The 22807-nt window shown below is 60.8% G+C and carries 10 protein-coding genes and 4 pseudogenes; 11 read left to right on the forward strand and 3 right to left on the reverse strand.

What is annotated here, in order from left to right:
• The first annotated feature begins 826 nt into the window (after window positions 1-826).
• From A6B35_RS32920 to A6B35_RS32945, 6 genes and pseudogenes are all read left to right on the forward strand, one after another.
• Entirely contained in the window at window positions 827-1483 is a 657-nt protein-coding gene (locus A6B35_RS32920; RefSeq protein ID WP_244425880.1) for a YopT-type cysteine protease domain-containing protein, read from the forward strand.
• Between the two features lie 248 nt (window positions 1484-1731).
• Window positions 1732-2178: pseudogene (locus A6B35_RS32925) on the forward strand (Ros/MucR family transcriptional regulator).
• Window positions 2179-2369: 191 nt separating this feature from the next.
• A complete protein-coding gene (locus A6B35_RS32930) occupies window positions 2370-3038 on the forward strand; it encodes a hypothetical protein (RefSeq protein WP_006200712.1) in 669 nt (222 codons plus the stop codon).
• Between the two features lie 851 nt (window positions 3039-3889).
• A pseudogene (locus tag A6B35_RS32935) lies at window positions 3890-4402 on the forward strand (SDR family oxidoreductase); the annotation flags it as partial.
• A 170-nt stretch (window positions 4403-4572) separates the two neighbouring features.
• Entirely contained in the window at window positions 4573-6885 is a 2313-nt protein-coding gene (locus A6B35_RS32940; RefSeq protein WP_006200709.1) for an NADP-dependent malic enzyme, read from the forward strand.
• Window positions 6882-7199: a hypothetical protein gene (locus A6B35_RS32945; RefSeq protein WP_139032185.1), complete on the forward strand. Its 318-nt coding sequence runs from the start codon at window positions 6882-6884 to the stop codon at window positions 7197-7199. Before A6B35_RS32940 ends, A6B35_RS32945 begins: the two co-directional genes overlap by 4 nt.
• A gap of 701 nt (window positions 7200-7900) precedes the next feature.
• On the opposite strand, the gene xopAD is transcribed toward A6B35_RS32945, so the two are convergent.
• The 3 genes and pseudogenes from xopAD to A6B35_RS35165 form a co-directional block, all read right to left on the reverse strand.
• Entirely contained in the window at window positions 7901-14914 is a 7014-nt protein-coding gene (gene xopAD / locus A6B35_RS32955) for a XopAD/skwp family type III secretion system effector (RefSeq protein ID WP_202799446.1), read from the reverse strand.
• Between the two features lie 156 nt (window positions 14915-15070).
• Window positions 15071-15232, reverse strand: a pseudogene (locus tag A6B35_RS35160) (DDE-type integrase/transposase/recombinase); the annotation flags it as partial.
• Between the two features lie 249 nt (window positions 15233-15481).
• A pseudogene (locus A6B35_RS35165) lies at window positions 15482-15831 on the reverse strand (IS5/IS1182 family transposase); the annotation flags it as partial.
• A gap of 358 nt (window positions 15832-16189) precedes the next feature.
• On the opposite strand from A6B35_RS35165, the gene A6B35_RS32970 reads away from it, so the two are divergent.
• The 5 genes from A6B35_RS32970 (at window position 16190) to A6B35_RS32980 (ending at window position 22076) form a co-directional block, all read left to right on the forward strand.
• A complete protein-coding gene (locus tag A6B35_RS32970) occupies window positions 16190-16555 on the forward strand; it encodes a hypothetical protein (protein ID WP_065518398.1) in 366 nt (121 codons plus the stop codon).
• A 269-nt stretch (window positions 16556-16824) separates the two neighbouring features.
• Window positions 16825-16950 carry a hypothetical protein gene (locus A6B35_RS37280; RefSeq protein ID WP_006200702.1) on the forward strand — a complete coding sequence of 42 codons (126 nt, stop codon included), beginning with the start codon at window positions 16825-16827 and terminating at the stop codon, window positions 16948-16950.
• 396 nt (window positions 16951-17346) lie between these two features.
• Window positions 17347-18012: a methyltransferase gene (locus tag A6B35_RS35170; RefSeq protein ID WP_081482079.1), complete on the forward strand. Its 666-nt coding sequence runs from the start codon at window positions 17347-17349 to the stop codon at window positions 18010-18012.
• Window positions 18013-18015: 3 nt separating this feature from the next.
• A complete protein-coding gene (hemC, locus tag A6B35_RS32975; RefSeq protein ID WP_081482078.1) occupies window positions 18016-18960 on the forward strand; it encodes a hydroxymethylbilane synthase in 945 nt (314 codons plus the stop codon).
• 1079 nt (window positions 18961-20039) lie between these two features.
• Window positions 20040-22076 carry a hypothetical protein gene (locus A6B35_RS32980; protein ID WP_006200698.1) on the forward strand — a complete coding sequence of 679 codons (2037 nt, stop codon included), beginning with the start codon at window positions 20040-20042 and terminating at the stop codon, window positions 22074-22076.
• The last annotated feature ends 731 nt before the right edge of the window (window positions 22077-22807 follow it).

Raw genomic sequence — 22807 nt, forward strand, 5'->3', positions numbered from 1 at the left:
CCCGCTGCCACCTCCTCCCGGCAGCGGGCTTTTCTATGTCTAAGTGGACAGGTTCCGAGGATCGGCTGTGCGTTGGCTCTGGGAGAGGCGAGTGCTCCGGACTTCCAGACCTTCTTTCCCTGCCCGGCTTCGAGGAACACCTCTGTCCTTCCACAAGCACTCTGATTCCTGAGCGGATCGATGGCATGGACGAGACATCCTTCTCACCGTTATCGAGGTCCAATCAAGCCAAAGCCCGTGTTTGGATTGTCCCTCTTGAGCGTGCCCTTGGCTCCTGCAGGTCACTCGTCCGGAACTTTCTGACAAAGGTGCGTGTTTGACGGCTTTTTCACGATCTGATCGCCGATCTCAAGCATTTGCATAATCTGAGAACCGCTGGGCCGTGACTTTGAAGGGCGTCCCTTCGGAAACGCGGCTTCACCCTACGGGAAGAGCCGGGGTGCTGGAAATCCGCCTGCCCCGAGAGGGCGACAGCCGTATGGCTGAGTTACTCGACCCCAGTCGCATCGACCGAAAACGAACCTGATTCTGATAGGTCTTCAGGCGCGCAACCATTGCTTTCTAAGCTGGTAACACCGTCCGTAAGCTCGCCGTCAGCTTGACCGAGCATCATTCGGATCAGGGCCTATTCAGTCCGCACTCGCTACGAAGAAACCTAAGCCAAAAGGAAACGCGAATCGCCATGTATAATCGGATCAGTGACTCATCCACACGCGCTAGCTGGGCTGACGAACCGAGTCAGTCGATGGACAGCGACAGCTTTACCGAAACACTTGCGGACCTCGCGCTGCGGAGGAACCTGCCATCTGGGGAGTTGCCCGACAAAATGGGATGCTGCGCCAGCAAGTCAAATGCCTCGGATCCAGGCAACCCTCCAGCAGGGCCGAGCACCTCCGTTCCAGCAAGGCCGAGCACCTCCGTGTTGGAATACAGGACGGCTGAATTAGCTGATGCGAATCAACGCGGGATCTGCGTTGGGCTGGCTGCGGGGTGGCTCAGCAATCTCCACAACAGCCCGAGATCGCGAATGAATGCCCTAGTACCGGGATCGCAAGGACATCACTCAGCGGCTCAGTGGCAGGAGCGGTATATGGACGTCAGGAGCTCGTCGCGAAGTGAGGGAGCAGAATCTTCTCAGGCCAATCTGGAGGCCAAAACCACCATGTTGCGGGAAGTGGGCTTGGACCCATCCAAGAAAGAAAACGTGTATACGTTCGGTGGGCCTGACAGCATCTCACCGATGCTGAAGAAAATCTCCAAAAGCGGGGCGAACCATTTGCTCAGCTTGCGCTTTACCAACGGTCAAAGACACTCAATTGCGACGTCAGCGTCGGATGGGAGGATCACACTCTTCGATCCCAACTATGGAGAATTTGTTGTTCAACCAGACCAGACGGGAAGCTTTTTCCAAAGCCTCGCCAATCGTTACAGGAATCCCAACGGGCTGGAGTTGTCGACAGTCACCACACAAAAAATGAACTGAGTTCGGGCCTGCAGGCAGCCTAATGCGGGCTTGCCGTTACGGTAAACCGCGGCCATCGGCTCCTCATACTTGGCAAGACTTGAGACTCTGGTTTCGGACAGTCGAACGTTGTCTCGGCCACCAGCACAGCGGACCCGCAGCCTGATGGTCGAGACATTTACTGCTTTCAGCGACAACCGCCACTATGAGGCGACGCTTCGCCGACTGCGTTTCAGCCGTCCGGAGAGACAGAAGAAGCCGACAGGAACATCGACAACCTCATCGAGATCACCGCCGATGTCGTGCCAGCTACGTCTCCAACAAGCCGGTCCCGGTGGAGGTCTCCCCTGCCCTGATCCGCCAGGTGCATGCGACACTGAACGGGTCACCACAGAAGGGTCGCAGGCACTCAAGCCTGCTGTCCGATCAGGAAGTCGATAACACAGACTACATCATCTCCCTCGAGGACCGGAAGAAATTCAAATTGTTTGAAACGCCATCTGTCGACCACTATGGGCTGACGCAGGACGAGTATCGCGCCAAATGGGGTCTGCCGGCCGATTACCCCATGGTCGCGCCGAGCTATGCAGCCGCGCCCGGTTTTGGCCAAGACGATGGGGCTTGGCCGCAAACCAAAAGAGCCGGAAATGCCGTGCCGTCGAAGCGGACCCAGAGAAGGTCGCAGCTTGATTTCGTCTACCGGAGATTCGTCCTGAAGCGTCCAGTTGCCAACGGCATGATTGCGCGGAATATGAGAGGTGGGCGGTAACATTCCTTTCAAACAACGCGCGATCGCGCACAAGGCGCGTTTCGTAGTTGCGGCAGGGGCCGCCATGTTTTCAACGCGCGCGCAGGCTGCGTTCCTGCAAACGCCGCTTCGTAACGCAACGCAAAAGGGTTTTGTAGCATGGGTAATCGAAATTTCATCGCAGCAGCCTCCCTCGCCGTGATGGTGACCGTCTCGTCACCCTCCGAGGCCCGCACCCCTTTCACCGACGATACCGCCTCCCGCACGCAGGCCCTGGCCCTGCTGGAAACGCTCAACGCCGACCTGCTCAGCCACCCCAGCGCCACGCTTACGCTGGAACGGTGGTGTGGTGACCATGGTCTAGCACCGGAGGCGAAGATCGTCGCCCATCGCGTGAAGGGCGACAACAAGCTCCTGCCGGATAATGCCCGCCAGGCATTGGGCATCAGCGCTGACGAACCCGTTCAATACCGGCGTGTGCAGCTCGCCTGTGGCAAACTCGTGCTCTCCGAGGCCGATAACTGGTATGTCCCGTCGCGCCTCACACCTCAGATGAATCAGGTTCTCGACACGACGGACCAGCCCTTCGGGAAGGTGGTCCAGCCGCTGCACTTTCGCCGCCAGACCATCAGCGCCGAACTGCTGTGGTCGCCGCTGCCCAAGGGGTGGGAGATGGACGCGCCGCTGCCGGCGGCGGGAAAGGGGGTACTGGCCATTCCCCATGAAGTGCTGCGGCACCGCGCCATCCTCTATACCGGGGCGAACCAGCCCTTCAGCCTGGTGGTGGAGACCTACACAGCCGAGGTCCTGGCCTTCGGCCGCCGTTGAAAGGCCGCGATGCCTCGGAGCGGCCCTGCTGCTGTAAAGTTTAATGCCCGTACCTGTGCCCAATCGCTAAGGGCAGAGTCATGCAGCGGATCCCGTCAACCGAAAGAAGACTGAGGTGAAAAGCTACCCCCTCGAACCGCCGCTTCCCCATGTGGCCCGCCATCACCACTGCTCTCAACGAATTTGCAGAACTCTCAGAGCGCTACCGAAAACGATGGCTGGCTAACGCTCAAAAAAACGTCATGTCCAACCCGAGCAGGCCAGCGTTCAGACATCGGTCAGTTCTCAGTGGATAATCGCAAGTCCCGGGTTACTTCCTTGCGAGACTGGGGTCCGTTGTCCATCGCAAATCTCGAAGTTCGCCGAGACGCATGCCACCCGGCAATCAAACCGTTGCAACAAATGCTTCAAGTTAACTTTGCAGACTCTTTACGACCCCAAATCGCTGACGATGGTACCTCCCTCACAGACTCTGAGTCGGGCACGGGTAAAAGCGCTGATGCCGATTTATACGCTCAGACCGCCGCATGGCACGAATGTCGGGGTTAACAGCCAATGGCAAGAAGATCGCTCATCCTGGTTGAAGGCGGTGCGCGTACTGGTCGGCTGTTCGTCCAAGCGCCCAGCGTCTTGGTCATCATCCAATTACCCTCTCGGCTGGTCCAGTGTGGCGACTATCTTGCAGCGGAAAACATTGAGGCAATCCCTGTCGATGCAGACAATCTCGATATGCTGAGCCGCGATTGCTGGTACCTGATTTGCGCTCAGCTGGCGGTGGACGCTTGTCGCTTTCGATTTCATTGTGAGAATGTCTTGCCAACGATTTCAGAGGGATGTTGTCAACAACGATTGGCGGCACGCCGCAGCGCTACTTCCGCGAACTCGATCGCGCCAAGATTCTCGAAGGCGTCACCCAGAACATGGTGACGCCGGTCGAGCTGGTGCAGGCCGTCATCGACGGCATGGCAGCGCGCGGCTTCGGCCGCATCGTCAACACCACCTCGCTGTCGGTCTACGTTCTGATCCCAGGACTCGATCTGTCCTCCGGCGCCCTCGCCGACCTGAACTCGTTCCTTGCCAGCGTGGCACGTACGGCGGTCGACAGCACGTCACCGTCAACAGCCTGCTGTGCCCGGCAAGCTCGACACCGACCGGCTGCGTGGGTCCCCCACGAGGCCGGCACACCGGAAGATCCTGCGGCGGCGCCGCGCGCAAGGTCCGCATCCGCGCCGACTTGCCGGCAAAGCGGTTGGGCGCGCCGGAGGAGCTCGGCCAGATCTGCGCCTTCCTGTGCTCGGTCAACCGGCTACCTTACCGGCCAGAACATTCCGTTCGATGGTGGCCCTTACGTCAGCGCGTTTTGACGCAGCGCCTGCGATGGGTGCCCGACGCGTCGGAGATTCCGTGTGCAAAGGGCTGAGAGGCCGGACGATTTTCCGCTTCAGCAGCGCAACGTGGAAACCGCGATTGGCGTCGCGAAGAATCGTGCCGCAGGCTGAAAGCCTTGAAAGCACTGAACACAAGGAGGTCTGCGATGGATGACGAGACCAAAAAGACGGCACGTTCGGACCTCGACGAAGCCGCCCTCTACTTCCACAAGCACCCAACGCCGGGAAAGCTCGAGATCCAGGCGACCAAGCCGCTCGGCAACCAACGCGACCTGGCGCTCGCCTATTCGCCCGGCGTGGCCGCCCCCTGTCTTGAGATCCGCGACAATCCGGCGACCGCGGCCGATTATACGGCGCGCGCAAATCTCGTCGGTGTCGTTTCCAACGGCTCGGCCGTGCTCGGCCTCGGCAATATCGGCCCGCTGGCCTCCAAGCCCGTCATGGAAGGCAAGGCGGTGCTATTCAAGAAGTTCGCCGGCATCGACGTCTTCGACATCGAGATCGACGCTCCCGAGATCGAGCGCATGGTGGAGACCGTCGCTGCTCTCGAACCGACTTTCGGCGGCATCAATCTCGAGGACATCAAGGCGCCGGAGTGTTTTGAAGTCGAGGAACGGCTGAAAGCCCGGATGAGCATACCGGTGTTCCACGACGACCAGCACGGCACCGCCATCATCGTCGCCGCCGCCGTGCTCAACGGACTGGAATTCGCCGGCAAGACCATTTCGGACATCAAGGTCGTCACCTCCGGCGCCGGTGCTGCCGCCCTTGCCTGCCTGAACCTTCTGGTCGCGCTCGGCGTGCGCATCGAAAACATCTGGGTCACCGACCGTTTCGGCGTCGCCTACAAGGGCCGCACCGAAGAGATGGACCGCTGGAAAGACCCTTATGTGAAGGATACCGAGGCGCGCACGCTGGCCGATGTCATCCCGGGCGCCGATGTCTTCCTTGGCCTTTCGGCCGCCGGCGTGCTGAAGCCGGAACTGCTGCAGCACATGGCGCCAAAGCCGCTGATCCTGGCGCTGGCCAATCCCAATCCCGAGATCATGCCGGAAGAGGCGCGCGCGGCGCGTCCCGATGCCATGATCTGCACCGGCCGCTCCGATTTTCCCAATCAGGTCAACAATGTCCTGTGCTTCCCCTATATCTTCCGTGGCGCGCTCGACTGCGGCGCCAGCGCCATCAATGAGGAGATGAAGATGGCCGCCGTGCGGGCCATCGCCGCCCTTGCCCGCGAAGAGCCTTCGGACGTCGCCGCGCGCGCCTATTCAGGCGAGACGCCGATCTTCGGACCCGAATTCCTGATCCCCTCGCCCTTCGATCCCAGGCTGATCCTGCGCATTGCGCCGGCTGTCGCCAAGGCGGCCTGCGAAACCGGTGTGGCGACGCGGCCGATCACCGACTTCGCCGCCTATATCGACAAGCTCAACCGGTTCGTCTTCCGCTCCGGTCTGGTGATGAAGCCGGTGTTCTCATCCGCAAAGGCATCGAGCGCCAAGCGCGTCATCTATGCCGATGGCGAGGATGAGCGCGTGCTGCGCGCTGCCCAGGTGGTGCTCGAGGAAGGCATCGCCGAACCCATCCTGATCGGCCGTCCGCACGTCATCGAGGTCAGGCTGAAACGCTACGGCCTGCGCATCAAGCCGGGCGTCGATTTCGGCCTGATCAACCCCGAGGACGATCCGCGCTACCGCCACTATGTCGACCTTTTGATCGAACTCGCCGGCCGGCGCGGCGTCACGACGGAGGCCGCGCGCACCATGGTGCGCACCGACAACACGGTGATCGCAGCCCTTGCACTGAAGCGTGGCGACGCCGACGCCATGGTCTGCGGCCTTGAAGGCCGCTTCGAGCGGCATTTGCGCAACGTCACGCTGATCATCGGGCCCCGCGCCGGCATCAAGGACTATGACCTGTCGACGCTGTCCATGCTGATCTCGCAGCGCGGCATCATCTTCCTCACCGACACGCACGTCTCCGTCGACCCGACGGCCGAGGAGATCGCCGAGATGACCGTGCTGGCGGCCGAGGAAATCCAGCGCTTCGGCATCGAGCCGAAAGCGGCCCTTCTATCGCATTCGGATTTCGGCTCGCGCGATTCGCCAAGCGCGCTCAAGATGCGGCAGGCGGCGGCGATCCTGGCGCGCATTGCGCCGGAGCTGCAGTGCGACGGCGAAATGCATGCCGATTCCGCTTTGTCGGAGCATCTGCGCCAGCGCGTCTATCCGCATTCGCGCCTGAAGGGCGAAGCCAATCTGCTGGTGTTCCCGAACCTCGATTCGGCCAACATCACGCTGACGGCGCTGCGCGCCATGATGGATGCGCTGCATGTCGGGCCGATCCTGCTCGGCACGGACAAGCCGGCGCACATACTGACGCCCTCGGTCACGTCGCGCGGCGTGGTCAATATGACGGCGCTCGCCGTGGTCGAGGCTGCGCACAAGGCGCGGCGATATTGATCTGGGTCGGAGCCGGCATCAGCGGGTATGCTGAACAAACGGTTAATCGTAAGCGACGCGATCTCCACCCCTTCTTCCTTCGGATCATTAGCCGGGTCATGCGTGGCAAACACTCAGCCACGGCCGGCGAACTGCTCGGCAAGGAAGTCGCGTGCAGCATTTTCAGACGCCTCGAAATTCGCACGGCTTGTGCAGATCACCGCGCCATCCCTTTGCACCAGATCGGCAGCATGTTTATCGTCACCAACGATTTGGCCGCCGCCGTCACGAACATTGCCGTCATGACGTTCGACCAGGCTCTCTGGGCCGAATGAACCCGCGAACTACGAGCTGCCGATCCCCCTCGAAACTACGCCAGAACCTTCCGTCAAGAATCGCAAGCGTGACCGCGAGAGCGCGGAGCGCATCCAATTGGCCGGCGGCCTAAGCCACCCCTCCGAGACTGCGCTGTCGCATTTGCCGGTGAAAAGAGTGGAGTGCGAATGCGCGAGCTGACTGAGATCGGATTCCCCGCTGCTATCTGGCCCGTATGTGCGACGAGGGGCTGCTCATCAAGGTTGGCTATGGAATCTATCGCGCCACCCTAATTGATAATCATCAGCGAACCGGGCGCTGGTTGGCACCGAATTGGCGGTTGGAGCGACACGACCTATCAGAGATCACCGGGCTCGTTGCCGTTGCTCGTGTTCTACTTGGCGCGGCGCATCCGACGCGGTGGGCGTCGTTGCGCCTTCTCCAGTTCCAGCGAGCCTGAAAGATAAGTTGCAGATCACAGTCGGTGACGGGGCACTCAGGTGCACACCTTGTTCTGACCCCAGTCTGAAGCCGAGGCCTTTCCTGCCTGTTGCGGGAGAAAGCATCGATGAAACCTTGTCTTTGAAAATAAGTTTACTGAGCCGCATTTTTCATCTCCTCCTCGAGGCACGCTGCCGCCCATCGCCTAGACCAAGATCACCCCCCGCTCGCTGGCGCCTTCCTATGAGGAAACGGCAACGGCGCTGGGGTTTTTCATTCTTTAGTGCCGAGGCCACAGCGGCTGGAAATGCCCCGGCGTGTGCAGAATGTGTACCAGTCGACCTTCACCCAGGACAGGATGCACGGTCAGCCTGCCATTCGCATCAGCTTCGATGGCTTGAATGCTCACGCCAAGATTGTTCGCCAGCAAGACCCCGACGCCCTCAGCGCCGTAAAGGTCGATCTCGCCATGCGGATCGACTGCACCGACTTGAACTAGACTGTTCCGCAGCGACCGAACCTGTTGCCGAAGTTGCCCAGTCTGCGGCGTTTCGTGGTCCTGCCGCTTCGTGTTGTGGGCAACTTGAAGAACCGTGTCCAGCAGGCAGTTCAGTCCTTGGCCACTGGCTTGTCCCACTTCGGCATTGAATTGCTCCAAAAACGTATGGAGCGTGTGCGTCAACGGACCGACGGGCAAGTCGGGCAGCGATGCGCCCCCGAGTCCCTGTGCAGGCGCCTGATATGCCGCGGACGGCACGCTGAGTGCGGGCCTGTGCCCGTCGTAGCCAGGAGTGCTGGCGTCGCCAACCCAGTCCTGCACGCCAGTCGGTCGCGTGTCGCTGGCCTGGAAACTCGGCGCGTTCCACGATTCCGCGCCGTGGGCGTAGCTATGTTCTTGCCAGTCTTCGATCTCGTCACATCCAGGCGGCATCGGGATGCCGCGGAAGGCGAGCCAAGCCTCGCGCGTAAGTGCGCGCAGTTGCTCGGCTGATGCGCCCTTCAGGCGCATGTCTTGAGCGCTCTTGTAAACATCGTGATAGCGCTCCTTCAGCGCGAAGGTCTCGGCCGTGTGGAACTGGGTTTCCCATGGCGCACCGGCCGGGTTGCGCAACGTGACGCTCACCGCGCTGAATGCTTCGCTCTTGGTGAAGTGGTTGGTCAGCTTCGTCCTGGCGTGCCCCTGCTGGTCCAACATCGCGAGGATACGGCGGCAGCCCTCGGTGAAGTTCTGCGGCGGAAGCACCACGCTGTAGCGCAGGGCGTCGTTGACATCGGCGACGGCCTCCTCGAGGTTCTTGTTCTTCGCCGCCATCAGGGAGTCAAGCTTCTTGTGGAGCGAGCCCTTGGATTTCTGCCGGTGTTCCAGGCCAGCGAGATCACCCCCGAAGGCGGACACGACCTGCTGCAGCATCGGCGTGATCTCGCGATCCATCTGCCGCGCGCGATCGAACAGCGCTCCGGCGGCTCGTGAAACTTCTGCGCGAGGCGTCTTGCCAAGCCGGGCAGACGGTGCCGGCGGCCGGGCCAGCATGCCCGCCTGCTGCAGCGACTGCACGGCGTCATGCATGACGCCAGAAGCCATGGTCGGCATGCGCTGCAACACGGACTTGACCTGATCGGCATCGAAGCGGTTGTGCCGCATCGCACGGGCCGTCTCCTTGCCGTGCGGCACGTTGCGCACACGATCAGGGAACTTCGCCTCCTGGCGTTCGCATGCCTCGATCACCTTGGAGAACAGCGCGGTGCCGGTATCGGACTTCAGAGCGTCGGTGCCGACCTTGATGGCTATGGTGAAGAGGTTGCGCATCGTCAGCTCCGGCTCACCGGGGACCAGCCCGGGCTGCCCATCGGGGAACCGCTCGTGCGACAGCCGGCACACCGGGTAGTTGTCCAGGATGGCATGGATACGTGCCGGGGTGTCGACGGCCTGGACGTATGCCTGTGCCAAGTCCGGGAATCGTTGGGCCAGCGCTGCGGAAACCTCGGCAGGCCCCGACGCCATGGGCTGCCCCGAGGCCTGGTAATGCCGAAAGACCTCCCCATACAGCAGCAGGGCCGCCTCGCGCGCCTCGTGCATGTGCGCGCGGCCGATCGCCTGGTGCGCCTGGATTGCCAATGGATACAGCGCCTGCCGGTCGGGCTGTGGGCTCTCGAGAACGGCGCTCAGGCCGTTTCGCAGCGACCGTTCGACGCCGTCGTAAGTGCCGAACATCATGCTGTGCGCCATCGCCTCGCGCAGGTCGTCGGGCTGCGACAGGAAGCGCGTCGCCAGGGTGCTGGCTGAACCCATGAGCTTGCGTCCGCGCTGCTCGGCTAGGATCTCGGACGCACGCCCAGGCTGGTAGTGACCACTGTCGTCGAATGCCGGCGTGGCCGTCTTCGGGGGTTTGAAGGAACGGGGCTGGCTACGCCGAGCGGCGCGCCCGTCCATCACGCGCTCGATCAGCGCTGCCAGCTTCGGATAGCCTGCATAGACGAAGGCATCATCGCCGTCGCAATCCATGTTGCGCTTGCGCAGTTCATTGATAGGCAACGCTCCCAGCCGACCAGGCTGCACGATCTCCTTGACGCGCAGGCTGCCGGTGCTGAGCATGTCGCTAGGGGCGGCGGCGCGGTCGCGCCCGTCGGTCCAGCGTGACAAGGTTTTCAGGTCCTCCTTCGAGCACACCAGGTCCATGTCCTCGTGAGCGGGCGACCAGCACCCCTTGGGCGGGATGATGAGCATGCCCTTGCTGTGCAGCATCTCGGCATCCTCGCCTGAGTCGTCGTTGAATCCGGCGTAGCTGTATTGGATGGCAAAGCACCTTGACAGGAATTGAGCTGTTGGATCCCCCTGGGCTACGGTGGCAACCCGTTCCTCGGGCACCGGCAGCAGGTTCTCCTTGTCGTACGGCGGCTTGCCGAGCAGCAGCGCGCCGCCTGCGCGGTCGAAGGCAGCGCTGCGCTGGTGTGGCAAATGCACCTTGTCGTCGGCGGACGGCACGGCACGTATCTTCTGCCCCGCATAGCCGCCGCTGACGGTAAGGTCGTAGAGCGTTGTCGAATCGATGCCGAGGCCCGGCCGTCCGACAGAAGAATCTCCTTGCTGCCGAGCCAAATTGCGCAGGCGGCGTTGCATTGCTTGATGCGCTTCCTCGATAGCTTCCACGTCGTATGGGAAGTGCTGCAGTGCCTGCGGTGCCAGCCTCTTGAGCTCGCTCTCTTCGGCTACGAGCTTGCGTTGCTCTTCGCTAGCATGACCTGTTCGCATTGCCGCCCATGCGTCGTAGTGCTTGCGGACCGCGGGAATGCGCATGGCGACCTCGAACTTGAGGAAGCCGCAGCCGTCGTTGGGGCACAAGGCGATGTGTTGACCGCCCGGTCCGGCCAACTTGAATGGATGTTGAGGCCCCGGGACGTCGTCGATAAAGCCTATCCTGAGTGTGCCCTCGACCACGTGGTCGTGGGGCACCATCTCCAGAAGCGCGCGTTGCATGCGCGACCAGTCCTCGCGCTGCGGCGCGAGCTTTGCGGCCAGCTGCATCAGGGCGCTGCCGGGCGCCGTGTCGGCATAGCGAACCGCCGGCAGCATCGACGGCGCCTTCGCGCCGCCGGACAGGATGTCGGACGCCCGTTGCTGGCCCCCTCGGCTCAAGCGGCTGCCGCCGAACAGATCGAAGCGCCACGGCTCGCCCAGGAAATTGAAGGTGCGCGCCAGCATGAACGCGGACAGCGAACCAGGCAGTTGCACCTCCACCAGGGGCAGACCGGTCAGGCGCGCAAACAGGGAGTACGGCTTGCTCTCGTCATCCATGTTGCTCTTGAGCATCTGTCCCTGCATGTCCACCACGACGCGCCTGGTGTCGCCTGCGCCAGGGGATAGCGGCTGGGGTCGGCCGGGCCGCGTTCGCATGCTTTGATGCACGTCCTGCACACTGAAATCGGAGGGCGCATGGATTTGCGTGACCTGCTCGAAGTGCGCGAGCATGTGCAGGTCCAGCGCGTTCAGAACTTCATCGCCGGCTTCGATTTGCGCGATGAGGTTCCAGCTCATCTGCCCGAGGTCCGACTCGATGGTCTCGCGTGTGCGCCCGAGCGTCTCCGTGACCCAGGTCGCCAGTTGCTCACGGCGAGCTCGCACGGCCGAGCGCTGCCCCTCGACATTGCGCGGCTTCCACTGCCTGCTTACCACTGCGTAGGTCTTGAGCACCTGATAGGACGTCAGTGCCGGGCAGCGCGTGGCGTGCAGCTCGTCGGCGGGCGCAGCGCTCGCAACAGTGGGTGCGTCATCGGCTTGCTGACCCTGCAGAAAGCGATCGATCTTGCGCGCGACGATCGGCTGCATTTCATCGAAGACGGACAGTGCCTGGCGGTGATGGCGCGAGAGTTCCTGGCTGCGGGCCAGGGGCAGCAAGCCCAGGCACAGGTTGCCCACCGATTCAAGGTCCGTCTCGCGCAAGTGCGTTTCGCGGCACAGGTTTGCCACCCTGTTTAAGGCTGGCCCGGCCAGTGGTCGCATCTCGCGTTGCAGCTGTTCATGGGCCAACGCCTTGAAGATCATGGCGATGTCCTGGGCCTGCGCCGTCTCGAATCGATCCCGATGCAGGTCGAGGTGCGCCGCCAGACCCTGAAGCTTCGCGCGCGCCAGCGCTTGAACCTCCGCCTCGTCCTCCGCATCCACTGCTGAGTGGGACAGGTGCGTCAAGGCGTTGCCGACCTGCGCAAGCGTGCCCATGTCGAAATCGCGCCAGGGAAGGTCAGCCCCACCCGTCCGATCAGCTAGCCTGATCGACGTCCAGCGCCAGTCTGGCGCATGGGGCGACCCGCACAGTGCGTTGAGCGACATCGCGACTTCTTGCGCGTTCATCTCCTGCAGCAACGTGTCCTCGCTCGCGACCCATTCGGCCAGACGTTCGGTTGTTGCCAGGCAGACCTCGTTGCCGGGCCACTTGCTCAGCGCGTTGAGCGAGTTGGCGACATTCTGTGCGTCCATGTCCCGCAGCAAGCCCACATCGTTTGAGATTCGTTCAGCCAGATGTTCGCTGGCGCTCTGACAGGCAGAACTGTTGGGCCACTTGCTCAGGGCGTTGAGTGAGTGGGCGACATCTCGCGCGTTCATCTGCTGCAGCAACGCGTCGTCGCCCGTGATCCGTTCGGCCAAGCGCCTGCCTGCCTTCCTGCACGAACGATTCTCGGGCCACTTGCTCAGGGCGTTGAGCAACTCGGCGAGATGTCGTTCATCCATGTTCTCGACCAGGGGCGCATCATTGGCGATTCGCTCGGCCATGAGTCTGCCAGTCATCTGAAAGACGGGGCTATCCAGCCACTTGCTCAGGGCGTTGAATGTGCTGGCAACCGCTTCGGCGTTCATCTCCTGCAGCAAGGTGTCGTCGCTCGCGACCCGTTCGCCCAAGCTCTCGCCGGCACTTCGGCAAGCGGGGCTGCCGGGCCACTTGCTCAGCGCGTTGAGCGAGTTGGCGACATTCTGTGCGTCCATGTCCCGCACCAAGTCTACATCGTTTGAGATTCGTTCAGCCAGACGTTCGCTGGCGCTCTGAGAGGCAGAACTGTCGGGCCACTTGCTCAGTGCGTTGAGCGAGTTGGCGACCGCCTGGGCTCCCATCTCCCAGATCAAGGCTGCATCGTGTGCGATTCGCCCGGCGAGGCGTTCACCAGCGCTGTGGCAGTCTGGATTGCCGGACCACTTGCTCATCGCGTTAAGCACCAGGCTGGCCCCTTGTGCCGTTAGGTCCCGGTCCAGCCGCTCACGCAGCAGGACGCGTCCCAGGCGAGCGACGGCTTGCTCGCATCGATCGCTGCGGGTGTTCTTCGACAAAGCGTTCGCAAGCAATGCCAGGTTCTTGGCACTCAGCTCCGGCAGGCCGTCGTGTTCAAGCACCTCACCGGCGATCCAGGCTACGGCCTGCATGCACGTGGCTCTCCGCGGGTGCTTGCTCAGGTTGCTGCCCAGGCGCACGAGCTGCTGCAGCGGCGCGTCTACGAACCAGTCGGTCTTGACCAAATAGTGCGCGGCCAAGTCTGTGCAGCGTTCCAGATCCGGTCGATACTGATTGCTTTGTGGGGAAGTGGCGGAGCGCCTCAGCATCTGGAGGTACTTGTCAAGCCATCCTGCGTTCTTCTCTGGCGTCGCACCGCCATCGAGAAATGGCAGCGCCCAGCCGTACTCATTGCGGTCTGCCAACAGGTTGTCGCGGGCCATATCTATGCAAGCTTGAGGATGCCGCACGTGATGTTCCTGCGGAAGGTCGGGTTGCGCAGCAAGGCGCAGTTGCTGCCGCTGATACTGACGCAGCTGACGGAGTTGCTCAATCTCATCACGGCGCAGACCTCGCTCGCACTTCGTAAGCTGTTCCGTGGTTGGCGCGGCATCTGCTCCGGAGTCTTGCGTAACCGGGGACATGGGGTAGTCGGTGCTACCATGATGGACGGGCTCGGGCGTGGCGGCTTCCCATTCTGCTGCGGACCTGCGGTGTGCAGGGTGGAGTTCCCGCTCTTGAGGATCTAGGCTGGCCTCGATCACCTCCCGACCGCGTTTGGCGTAGTCGATATGAAAATCCGTTGAAACAACTGCCTGCGATGACGATTCCTTGCTGCTGCGGCTCAGACCGAACATTTTCCCAACGCCGGACCCGAGACGTGACATGATTCCTTTGCGGGAACTGCGCAGCGAAGGGGGCAGTGTCTGCACATCCGAAGCACCCGCTCGTTGGCGCCCGCCTGCTTGCTTGCCTCCGGCCGCCCGATCGCCGCGCGAATGTTCGCCGCCAGAGCGCGAGGTGCTTTCTTCCCAACGCAAACCAGGCCGCCCCTCATTGCCGAGCCCCGACTTAACACGCGACCAAAGTCCCCCGCTCTTCTTATCTCTTGTCCGCGCGACAGGCCCCGATTCCGATCGTGCCGTGTAGCGCGTGCTACTGAATAGCCTGTCACGCAAATCAGACTGCACCGCCTTCTCAGCCGAGCCAAGGTGAGGGCGAGGAAAATCGACGCTGTACCGCGTACTGCTGAAGCGATTGTCCCGCAGGTTGGATTGCGGCGGCATCCGCATCGAACCGCCGACGTCAGTGCGCTGGATACTTCCATGCGCCTCTGCGGGTGGAGTGTTGGGCGAAGCAGCATCACCGGACCTCTCATCAGAGGAACTGAGCTGCAAGTCGCTCAGTTGCCGCTCAAAGCTCGCTTGACCAGCAGGCATATTGTCCGACTGTTGCCTCGCCCGCTGCTGCTGTTCTTGCAAGGCAGCGTATTGGTGCATCCAAGCGTTGGTATTGAATGGATCGGAATTGGATTCCACGCCACTCTCCCTAAATACGATAATCTTCGTTGGTCAGACATCCACGTCTCCTAAGCACATAGCAGCGCTAGCTTTCGATGAACTGACGAGCCTCCTACGGGGGCATGTCGCAAGATCCGGGTGCCGTTCGTCAGATCGCATGCCGCCTTTGCACTTTGTTAAGCCACCGGAAAAACGCAAGCCTTCCCTCAACCACAGCATCGCCTCGAAACCCGCGATGGTCCGTCGCGCTGTGATGAATGACTGGAAGTCACCAACCTTCGGCATGTTCTCCTTCACCCGGAAATGGTCGGTCTCAATGCCTTGCTGGAGGTGTCGCCGGCTGAAGCGATCCGGATCCGCCGGAGCCGCTATTTGACGGATGTATTTGACAAGGGCCGTTCTGCTCCGATGTCCTGGGGGTGTGCTTTCACGCGTTCTGTCCTGGCGGACGGCCGAGATAGCGGCGCGCGCAGCGGGTTCAGGGCTGGCCGGCAGGACATCGCGCGGTATGCGCGGCTTGGCCTTGACAGAGGCGTTGGTGCATGACCACGGAACTGCACCCAACGCGGTCTTTGATGCATCCTTCTATGTCGGCCGTGCCGGGCAGCGGACGGACTCCGGGCGTGCGCACGCCGTCATGCGATTGAGAACGGCGCACGCGATGGCGGCCTCGGTCTGCTGAGCCGGAAAGAAGCGCGCGCGCAGGCGCCGGCCGATCAATCCCTTGGGCCGATGGCCGTCTCGATCAGGGCGCATCGGCCGTAACCGGTGGCAGTCTGCCATTTCAACCTTCCGTCATTGGCAATCGCCCTGATGTGACCATCTCTCTGGCCCGGTGGTCCGATTGCACCGCTCTCCACCGCCGTCACACGTGGAGGAATTACAATCGTTGCGGCGAAGCTGTGTTGCAGGACGGCGCCCGCTTCGTACTCCGGCCAATTCGTCACCTTGTACTTCATCTTCGGTATTCGTGACGCCGGGTGGCATTGTGTTTGAAGGGCATTCGGCGAAGATCATAGCTCCATTTGCGATCTCACCCGCCTATCGGCAAATCCCTAAAAACGATCCGTGCACCAATGCTGCTTGGAGTGCCATTTTGTTTTTTGTCCTTTGCTAACCCACGGCCAATATGCAAGACAACAAACTACTCACCATCCTGGCGAACGCTGCACAGCTGGACGTGAAGGAAGATAGGGCTGGATGGCTCGACCCGAGCGGCCATATAGACTTCACACGATGTAGATGTGGCAGGGGCGTTCGTCAAACGAGTCGACAGGCTGACTGGCGTTGCTCATGACTGATACGAGCGGAAAGAACATGATGAGAATGACGCGTGCCGAGCTTCATCGGCTGGTCTGGTCGAAGCCGATGACCGAGCTCGCAAGGCTATATGGCGTCAGGGACCAGCATGTCGCGCAGGCCTGCGATGCCCATGACATCGCTCGGCCGCGTGCCGGTCATTGGCAACGAGTAGAGCACGGCAAGACGGTGGAGACCGCCGCGCTCGACAACACGAACTATTCTCCAGAGGCGATCATCATCATCGAACCTTCGGTCGGGAGGCCCGGCCGGGTTACACGGGGCCAGACGATGAGGCATTTAAAAGATGTGCGGCATGATCCGTTAAAGGCCGACGCGGGAATTGCGGCCGGAAAATAGCGTCTTGGCCAGAGAGTCGACCCGCCGTCCCGGGCATTTCGCGATGCGGAGCCGGCGCTGTCTCAGATCCGGATGGCCAAGTGCGAAGCAGATGAGAGCCTGCGGCGGTTCAGGACGCTTACGAGACATATGATCACGATCTTCGTGGTGCTCGGGAAGGCATTGACGGCAAAGATCATCACCATTGCCCCCCCTGATCAACCCGCTTCCCGGCGACGGCGATGGGCATGGCGTCCAGCTCGAGGCGGTGTTGAGCTAAGAGTCACGGATTGGTCAACATCGGTGTCGGCGGCCGCTACTGGCGCGTGGCATCTACTGGCACCGCGCATTTCGAGGAGACGCCGCTCGATGGCAGGCCGCAGGTCCTGCATTGGAGGTTGAGCGGTACGGCGTGATCGTGCAGCGAGCGTCAAGTTCAATCGAGAAAGCACCGCCAGGGCCAAGTTGCCGTTGGAAAATCCACAGTGTTCCGAGAAGCCGCATGCTCACACTCTCCCTCAACTGCACCAAGACCGCTGAGGCTCGCTCGGCGTTGGTGGCACAGTCGCGGTCCGCCCAGCGCCAGCCTCGCTGGGAAGCAAACAAAGCCTGGAGCGACCTCGCCCCGAGCTTCCCGTGTATGCGGCGAGATTATCGCCTGCTGTAGCCAACGTAGTCGGCTTCGCCGAATCCATAAGTCCTGGCAGTCATCCGTTTCGCGCTGGGTCCGCCGTTAGAAAAATGATGGCAAGCGCGACCACAAATGCTGTAACAGGTCCATCCCTTTGAAATTTGATCGCGAAGGAGTCTCAATGCCGTTGGATCCACGAATTGAAGAGCGCCTCGGGCGCATTGATACTGTAGCCCCCGACGGTGAGGCAGACGACATCGTCCTCAATGGAATAGGGCTTCATGTCGATCCGGGTGTTTTCAATCCCGCCAAGGGAAAATCTGGTCGCAAGATCCTAAGAGCCATCGACCTCATTCCTCCGAGTCCGGACGCGCGAATAGTCGAGATCGGCACCGGCTGCGGACACCTATCTGCCGCCATGTGGCTCCGAGGATGCCGAAACATTGTCGCTTCGGACATTATGGTCGAAGCTTGCAACAATGCTCGTCGCAATTTTGATCGGCTTGGCTTCGAAATTTCTGTTGTTCATTCTGATCTTCTCGCGAGTATACAGGGGGACTTTGATTATATTGTCTTCAATGCACCTGCAGCCCATCCGAAACGCTTTTCACCAAACAGAGGTGCTACCACCTTGTATGATGTGACAGGCACCACCAAACAGCGGTTTGTCGAGCAGCTTCTCCAGAGAAAACCGAGTGGCCGGCTACGCGCAATGTTTACGTATAGCAGTTACATCGACTATGCACCGATCACGGAGATCGGTTTTGGCGATTTTGAAGTAAACTACCTTCTAGTAGATAAAGACGAAATATCTGAAACCGGTATAGTATTACTGTCTAGAGATTAAAATATGAAACATCCAAAACTTCGTCTAGGAACCCGCCGCAGCCCGATGGCAATCGTTGTGGCCGGGACTGCTGAGCGCCTTATTAAAGCTGTAGAACCGAGGATTGAGGTTGAAATTTGCCCATTTGTGTCCGAAGGTGATCTCATCAAGGGAGACCTTAAACTATATGGTGGGAAAGGGACATTTATCAAAGATTTGGAACGTCGTCTTTTGGCCAATGAGATCGACTGCGCGATTCATGCCCTGAAGGACATTCCGGGAGATGTCCAGATGCATGAAGAACTTATGTTAATTGCGTTTCTCTCAAGAGAAGATCCTCGAGACGCTCTTGTCCTTCGAAGCGGCCTATCTGAAGAGGAGTTCCTGGCAAAACAACGTGTCCGGATTGGAACATCGGCGCCGCGCCGCCGAGCCGCCGCGTTGCGCCTGTTCCCTGATTGTGCCGTTGAGTTGAGCCGTGGCAACGTCAATACTCGCCTTAAGAATCTGGATTCCGGTCTGCACGATGCCTTGATACTTTCTGGTTCCGGCTTGGATCGCGTTGGCTTTCATAGCCGTATCGCGCGACTATTCTCTTACGACGAGGTTCTCCCCGCTGCTGGGCAAGGCATTCTGGTTCTGCAGATAAGGCGGGAAGACTTGAACCGATGCTCTTATCTCAGGATCGTTAATAACGAAGAGTCGGAGAATGCCGCGGCGGCGGAGCGAGAGGTGCTCGCACAGCTCAACGGTAACTGCCACAGCGCAATTGCGGCGCACTGCTGGGCTGTTGAAAGCGGCGGCCACAAATTGACCGCTGCAGTCTTTGATAGTGCTACTGGGAACTGCCTTGAGGCGGCAATGGAGCTGCCCCTCAATTCCAAGGATTTTACCGAGTTAGGAGCCAAAGTTGCCGAGCAGCTCATTAAGGATGGTTGCAGAAAATTCCTTACGCCGGTCGGAGCTTAGTTTCTACAAGCACGTGCAACCTCGCCAAACCCTCCTTTGGCAACCTCTCGTGCGAAATCTGTTAGGATCAAATCCGCGCCGGCCGACGGCGAGTGTTGGTGGAGACCGTGCAGCAGGCGCCCCTCAACCATCAATCAGACAATAGCGTTACTCTCAGCCGCAATCGATCGATGCCACCTTTGTAGGGCTCGCTATTGCGGAATGGGAGCTGTGACCCGAGCCCTTGCCTGATATCTCTTTGCGACCGACTTCGGATAACGGGACAGCCGCGACAAGGCCGCTTGGCTGACCTTGAGGTTTCGCGGCCGATATAGGCCGCAGCCTGATCGCTAACGCTTAGGTCGGTTTTTTTGCATTCAGGAGAAGCGCGTCGTCAGCTAATCGTCAGACAGGCCGTCTATCCATGCCTACCGTACCCTAACCAGCTCGAGCTCAACGCGAAACATGGGAATGCGAAACGTCCTGTATGGTCGAACTGGCGGCTCGTCCGATTTTCACGAGGCCGACGAAACGAACCGGTTGGTAGCCGTCGAGCAAACGGGGTGGAGGATGCCACAGATTTGCGACATCTTTGCTTGGGTCTTCGGTGCCGGTTCCAGCGGCAGACCATCTTCGGGGTAAGGGCGAGCAATAGCGCCCGTGAAGGTACCCCCTCCCCCCAAAAACTCCCTCTCTGCGAATCACAACGGCTGAGCGACCATCAGCCCGCAACACCACGATCAGCGCATAGTCGCCAATATCGGAGATGGAATATGACGAGCATTGGCCGACCTGGCAGATCGTGCATTGGGGATGCTGGAGCCGGATCAAGCTGTTCACGCTCGCTATTAAGTGGCGCCCCTGGGGAAGGCAGCCAATCGTTCGATGTCTTCGTGGAGCAGATGCGCTCTGTGGCTCTGGATAAAGCGACGACCTCCGCTCCCATCGCGCGCGGTGCCGATGATGCCCTTGGCGATAGGTCTTCCTGCGCCTCCGTTGGCGCCCATCCAATCCTGGGCGCTCCGCCACTTGCAGCCGTTGCGCCACGTGCAGTCACGGCGCGGCGGCGCGGTTTTCCCTCGCTGTCGGAGGGTGAAGCCATGACGCCGGTCGCCAGCCAGCCGCCAACTTCGGGTGAGGCGGATCCTATTTCCTTGTCAGCCGAAGAGATCAACTCAACGAAGGAACGAATGCTCGGGCTGCTCATGGAACTCGACGCCTGCCGCAATACGGCCCTGCAAAACTATAACTCCTTGGACGAGGCGCAAGAGCAGATCGATCGGCTCGTTTATGCAGGCTCAGCAGTTCTAGATTACTATGCGAGCCTGCACCCGCCTCTGGCGCGTAACATTCTGTCCGACGATCGGGCGCGTCAATTCCGCGACGAGGTGCTCCATGCGGGGGACCAATGCAACATGCTGGCCGCCACGACTATCCGACAGGTGCAAGGCCGCAGACAGCTTGCATCCACCGTGCTCAAGAGCTTGCTCAAATCCGACGCTACTCCGGACCAGCTGAGCCGAGCGGCTTCAACGGTGGCGGACCACCATGTGGCCTCGATGGAGTGCTGGGAAAAGAAGGCTTGGCGCTGTGAACGGATGCGGTCCGTCTGTGCCGCCACTGCCAACTTACCAAGTGCAACGGCCAACATGCGCGAGGCCGATGAGGCCGCACTACGGCTGCACTCCGGCTGGGCTCTGAATACGAAAGTCATGCAGCTGGAATCTCGGGTTGCTCTCGCGAAGTTCAAGATTGAGCGGCAGGCGAGCTCCTTCGAAGCACCCGTGATGGGAACCCTCATGGGTGACGACGGGCAGGTGCGTCGGCTGGGAACCTTCGTCAGCGAGGTTTTTCCGGCATTTCACTCGACGTCCAACGCTGTTCTGTACAGCAAAGGGCGCCCACTCGACGCAGATCACTGCGCCGTTCTGGAAGGAGTCGTGGAGCGGCTTTCGGAATTTGCGGTGGCATTGCAGGACATCCTGACCGAGCTAAGCAATGACCGAACAAGTGCCGGGCTTCCATTGGAACTGTTGGGGAAGAGCGTGACGGATGCGTGGACCAGCGCGCACGAAGTCATGCGATTCCTGACACTGCAGCCGAAGACGTCAGCCATCATTGCACCGCCGACCGACGCTGGCGCTGGGATATCGGCTAGCACTGCCGGTAAGGGTGCGGGGGCTGAAGGCACGGCAGCGCGCAGGAAAGGGAAAGGCAAGCACAAGCCGGCCACTGGGGACGGGAGTTCGGCCAGGCGGCCGGAGCCGCAAGTCGTGGCGGGCGTCAGCGACACGGAGCCAGCAGCCAACGTTCTCGTGCGCTCGGATCTAGGTACGAAGAAGCTCGTGAGCGCGAAGGAGGCGCAGGCGAGTGCGGCGACGGCGACGGCACACTTGGCCATCTGGCAGACCCCCGCCTCGACGGCGGCCCTGACGCGAGGAGTCGAGCGGCTGAGCGAACTTTTGCAGTTCGATCTCGCTGGTCAGCAAAAGACCATCTCGCAAGCGCGTTGGATGAAACCCGAGGACGCCGCCTACGCACTCGACACCGTGGTCGAGCGTCTGCAGGCGCAGGCCACCGAGATGGAGGCCTGTCTGGCCGCGTTGGCGGAACCTCTTCGACTCGGCCTTTTCACGACGCAAGTGCGCGACGTGCACGCCAAAAAAGTTCGGCTTCAGGGGATGTTGTCCGAGGCGCGGGGATTGATCAACGATGTGAACAAGCGAAAGGCCGCTATCACGACCGATTGCATGAAGACCTACCCGTTTCCGTTGCAGAACTACCTTGAACAATTGCGGGTGGCCAAGGAGTTGACGCCTGCTGATCTGCCGCGGGCGTTGAAGGGCGAGCCAGGAGCGCTGTTCGAGATCAAGCTGCAGCCCAAGGCGCTGCGCAACGGAGCAATGCCGAAACCGATGTGGGTGCACATCCATACGAAGCGGTCGGTACATGCGTGGCAGTTGGCAACGCTGGATGACGCTGACTTTGCCGCTTGCCACGTCAAATCCAATGAACAGCGCGGGAGTAATCGAGAGTGGCAGGACAGGCGGGCCGCACTCGGTCACGAGAATGTCATGATCCATCGCGGCAAGCTCACCCCTGCGTTCTGCAAGTCCTTGTTTGACTACAGGGCGTAGCGGCCAGCCACGCCATCCGCATGTTGCGAACCACCGGTCGACGCGGGCTGCTCGATACGGAACGTAGCTAGCGGCGTCTAGCGGTCGAGTGCAGCTTGTGGTGACGGCATGAGGCAGTCGAGCCGCTCTGGTCTTGAGCCAGACAACGAATGCCGCGAACTGCCCGAGTTGCCGACAAGACTACGCCCCTGCTCCGTGCCTGCGCCGGCCCGAAGGCGTCCGCGTCTTCCCAGATTCTGGCGATCTTCGGCTCCACGGCTTTTACGGTCGGCACAGCGCTGGTGGATCGTTAGAAAGCCGATCTCATCGGTTGTCGTGGGACGAGCTTGCAGTTTGCCTCACGCCTCAACTCCATAACGAAGACAGCGGCGTCGCGGCCAACCTGTCCGCGACGGGCACGAGGTTGGTGCTGTCATAGAACACAACCCTATAGGCGAACCGATCCCCGCAAGCCTGAGCCAAGTCCTCAGGCCGCAGTCACTGGACTTCACCGTCACGGCCGACTTCACATCGATCTGCAAGATCGTGCCGTCGGCGCGTTCCAGCAGGATGTCCACCCTTGCATCTGCTGGTCGCGGAAATGGTAAGGCGTCAATCGCATGTCCGACGCCGTATCCATCTCTGGCCGAACAGCTCGCCATTCTCGCTGCCTGACCAGCAACGCAACAATCCTCCATGCGTCCCAATTTCGCCGTTACAACAAGAGCTTCGCGAAGCCTGGAAGGAACCCG

This window comes from Mesorhizobium amorphae CCNWGS0123 (genome assembly GCF_001686985.1).
GTDB lineage: Bacteria > Pseudomonadota > Alphaproteobacteria > Rhizobiales > Rhizobiaceae > Mesorhizobium > Mesorhizobium amorphae.

What these genes read in the sequence shown, in the direction of transcription:
- A6B35_RS32970 (WP_065518398.1), top strand. Translation starts at nt 16,190, where the DNA reads ATGACTGATACGAGCGGAAAGAACATGATGAGAATGACGCGTGCCGAG.
- A6B35_RS32920 (WP_244425880.1), top strand. Translation starts at nt 827, where the DNA reads ATGGGATGCTGCGCCAGCAAGTCAAATGCCTCGGATCCAGGCAACCCT.
- A6B35_RS32980 (WP_006200698.1), top strand. Translation starts at nt 20,040, where the DNA reads ATGACGCCGGTCGCCAGCCAGCCGCCAACTTCGGGTGAGGCGGATCCT.
- A6B35_RS32930 (WP_006200712.1), top strand. Translation starts at nt 2,370, where the DNA reads ATGGGTAATCGAAATTTCATCGCAGCAGCCTCCCTCGCCGTGATGGTG.
- hemC (WP_081482078.1), top strand. Translation starts at nt 18,016, where the DNA reads ATGAAACATCCAAAACTTCGTCTAGGAACCCGCCGCAGCCCGATGGCA.
- A6B35_RS32940 (WP_006200709.1), top strand. Translation starts at nt 4,573, where the DNA reads ATGGATGACGAGACCAAAAAGACGGCACGTTCGGACCTCGACGAAGCC.
- A6B35_RS35170 (WP_081482079.1), top strand. Translation starts at nt 17,347, where the DNA reads ATGCCGTTGGATCCACGAATTGAAGAGCGCCTCGGGCGCATTGATACT.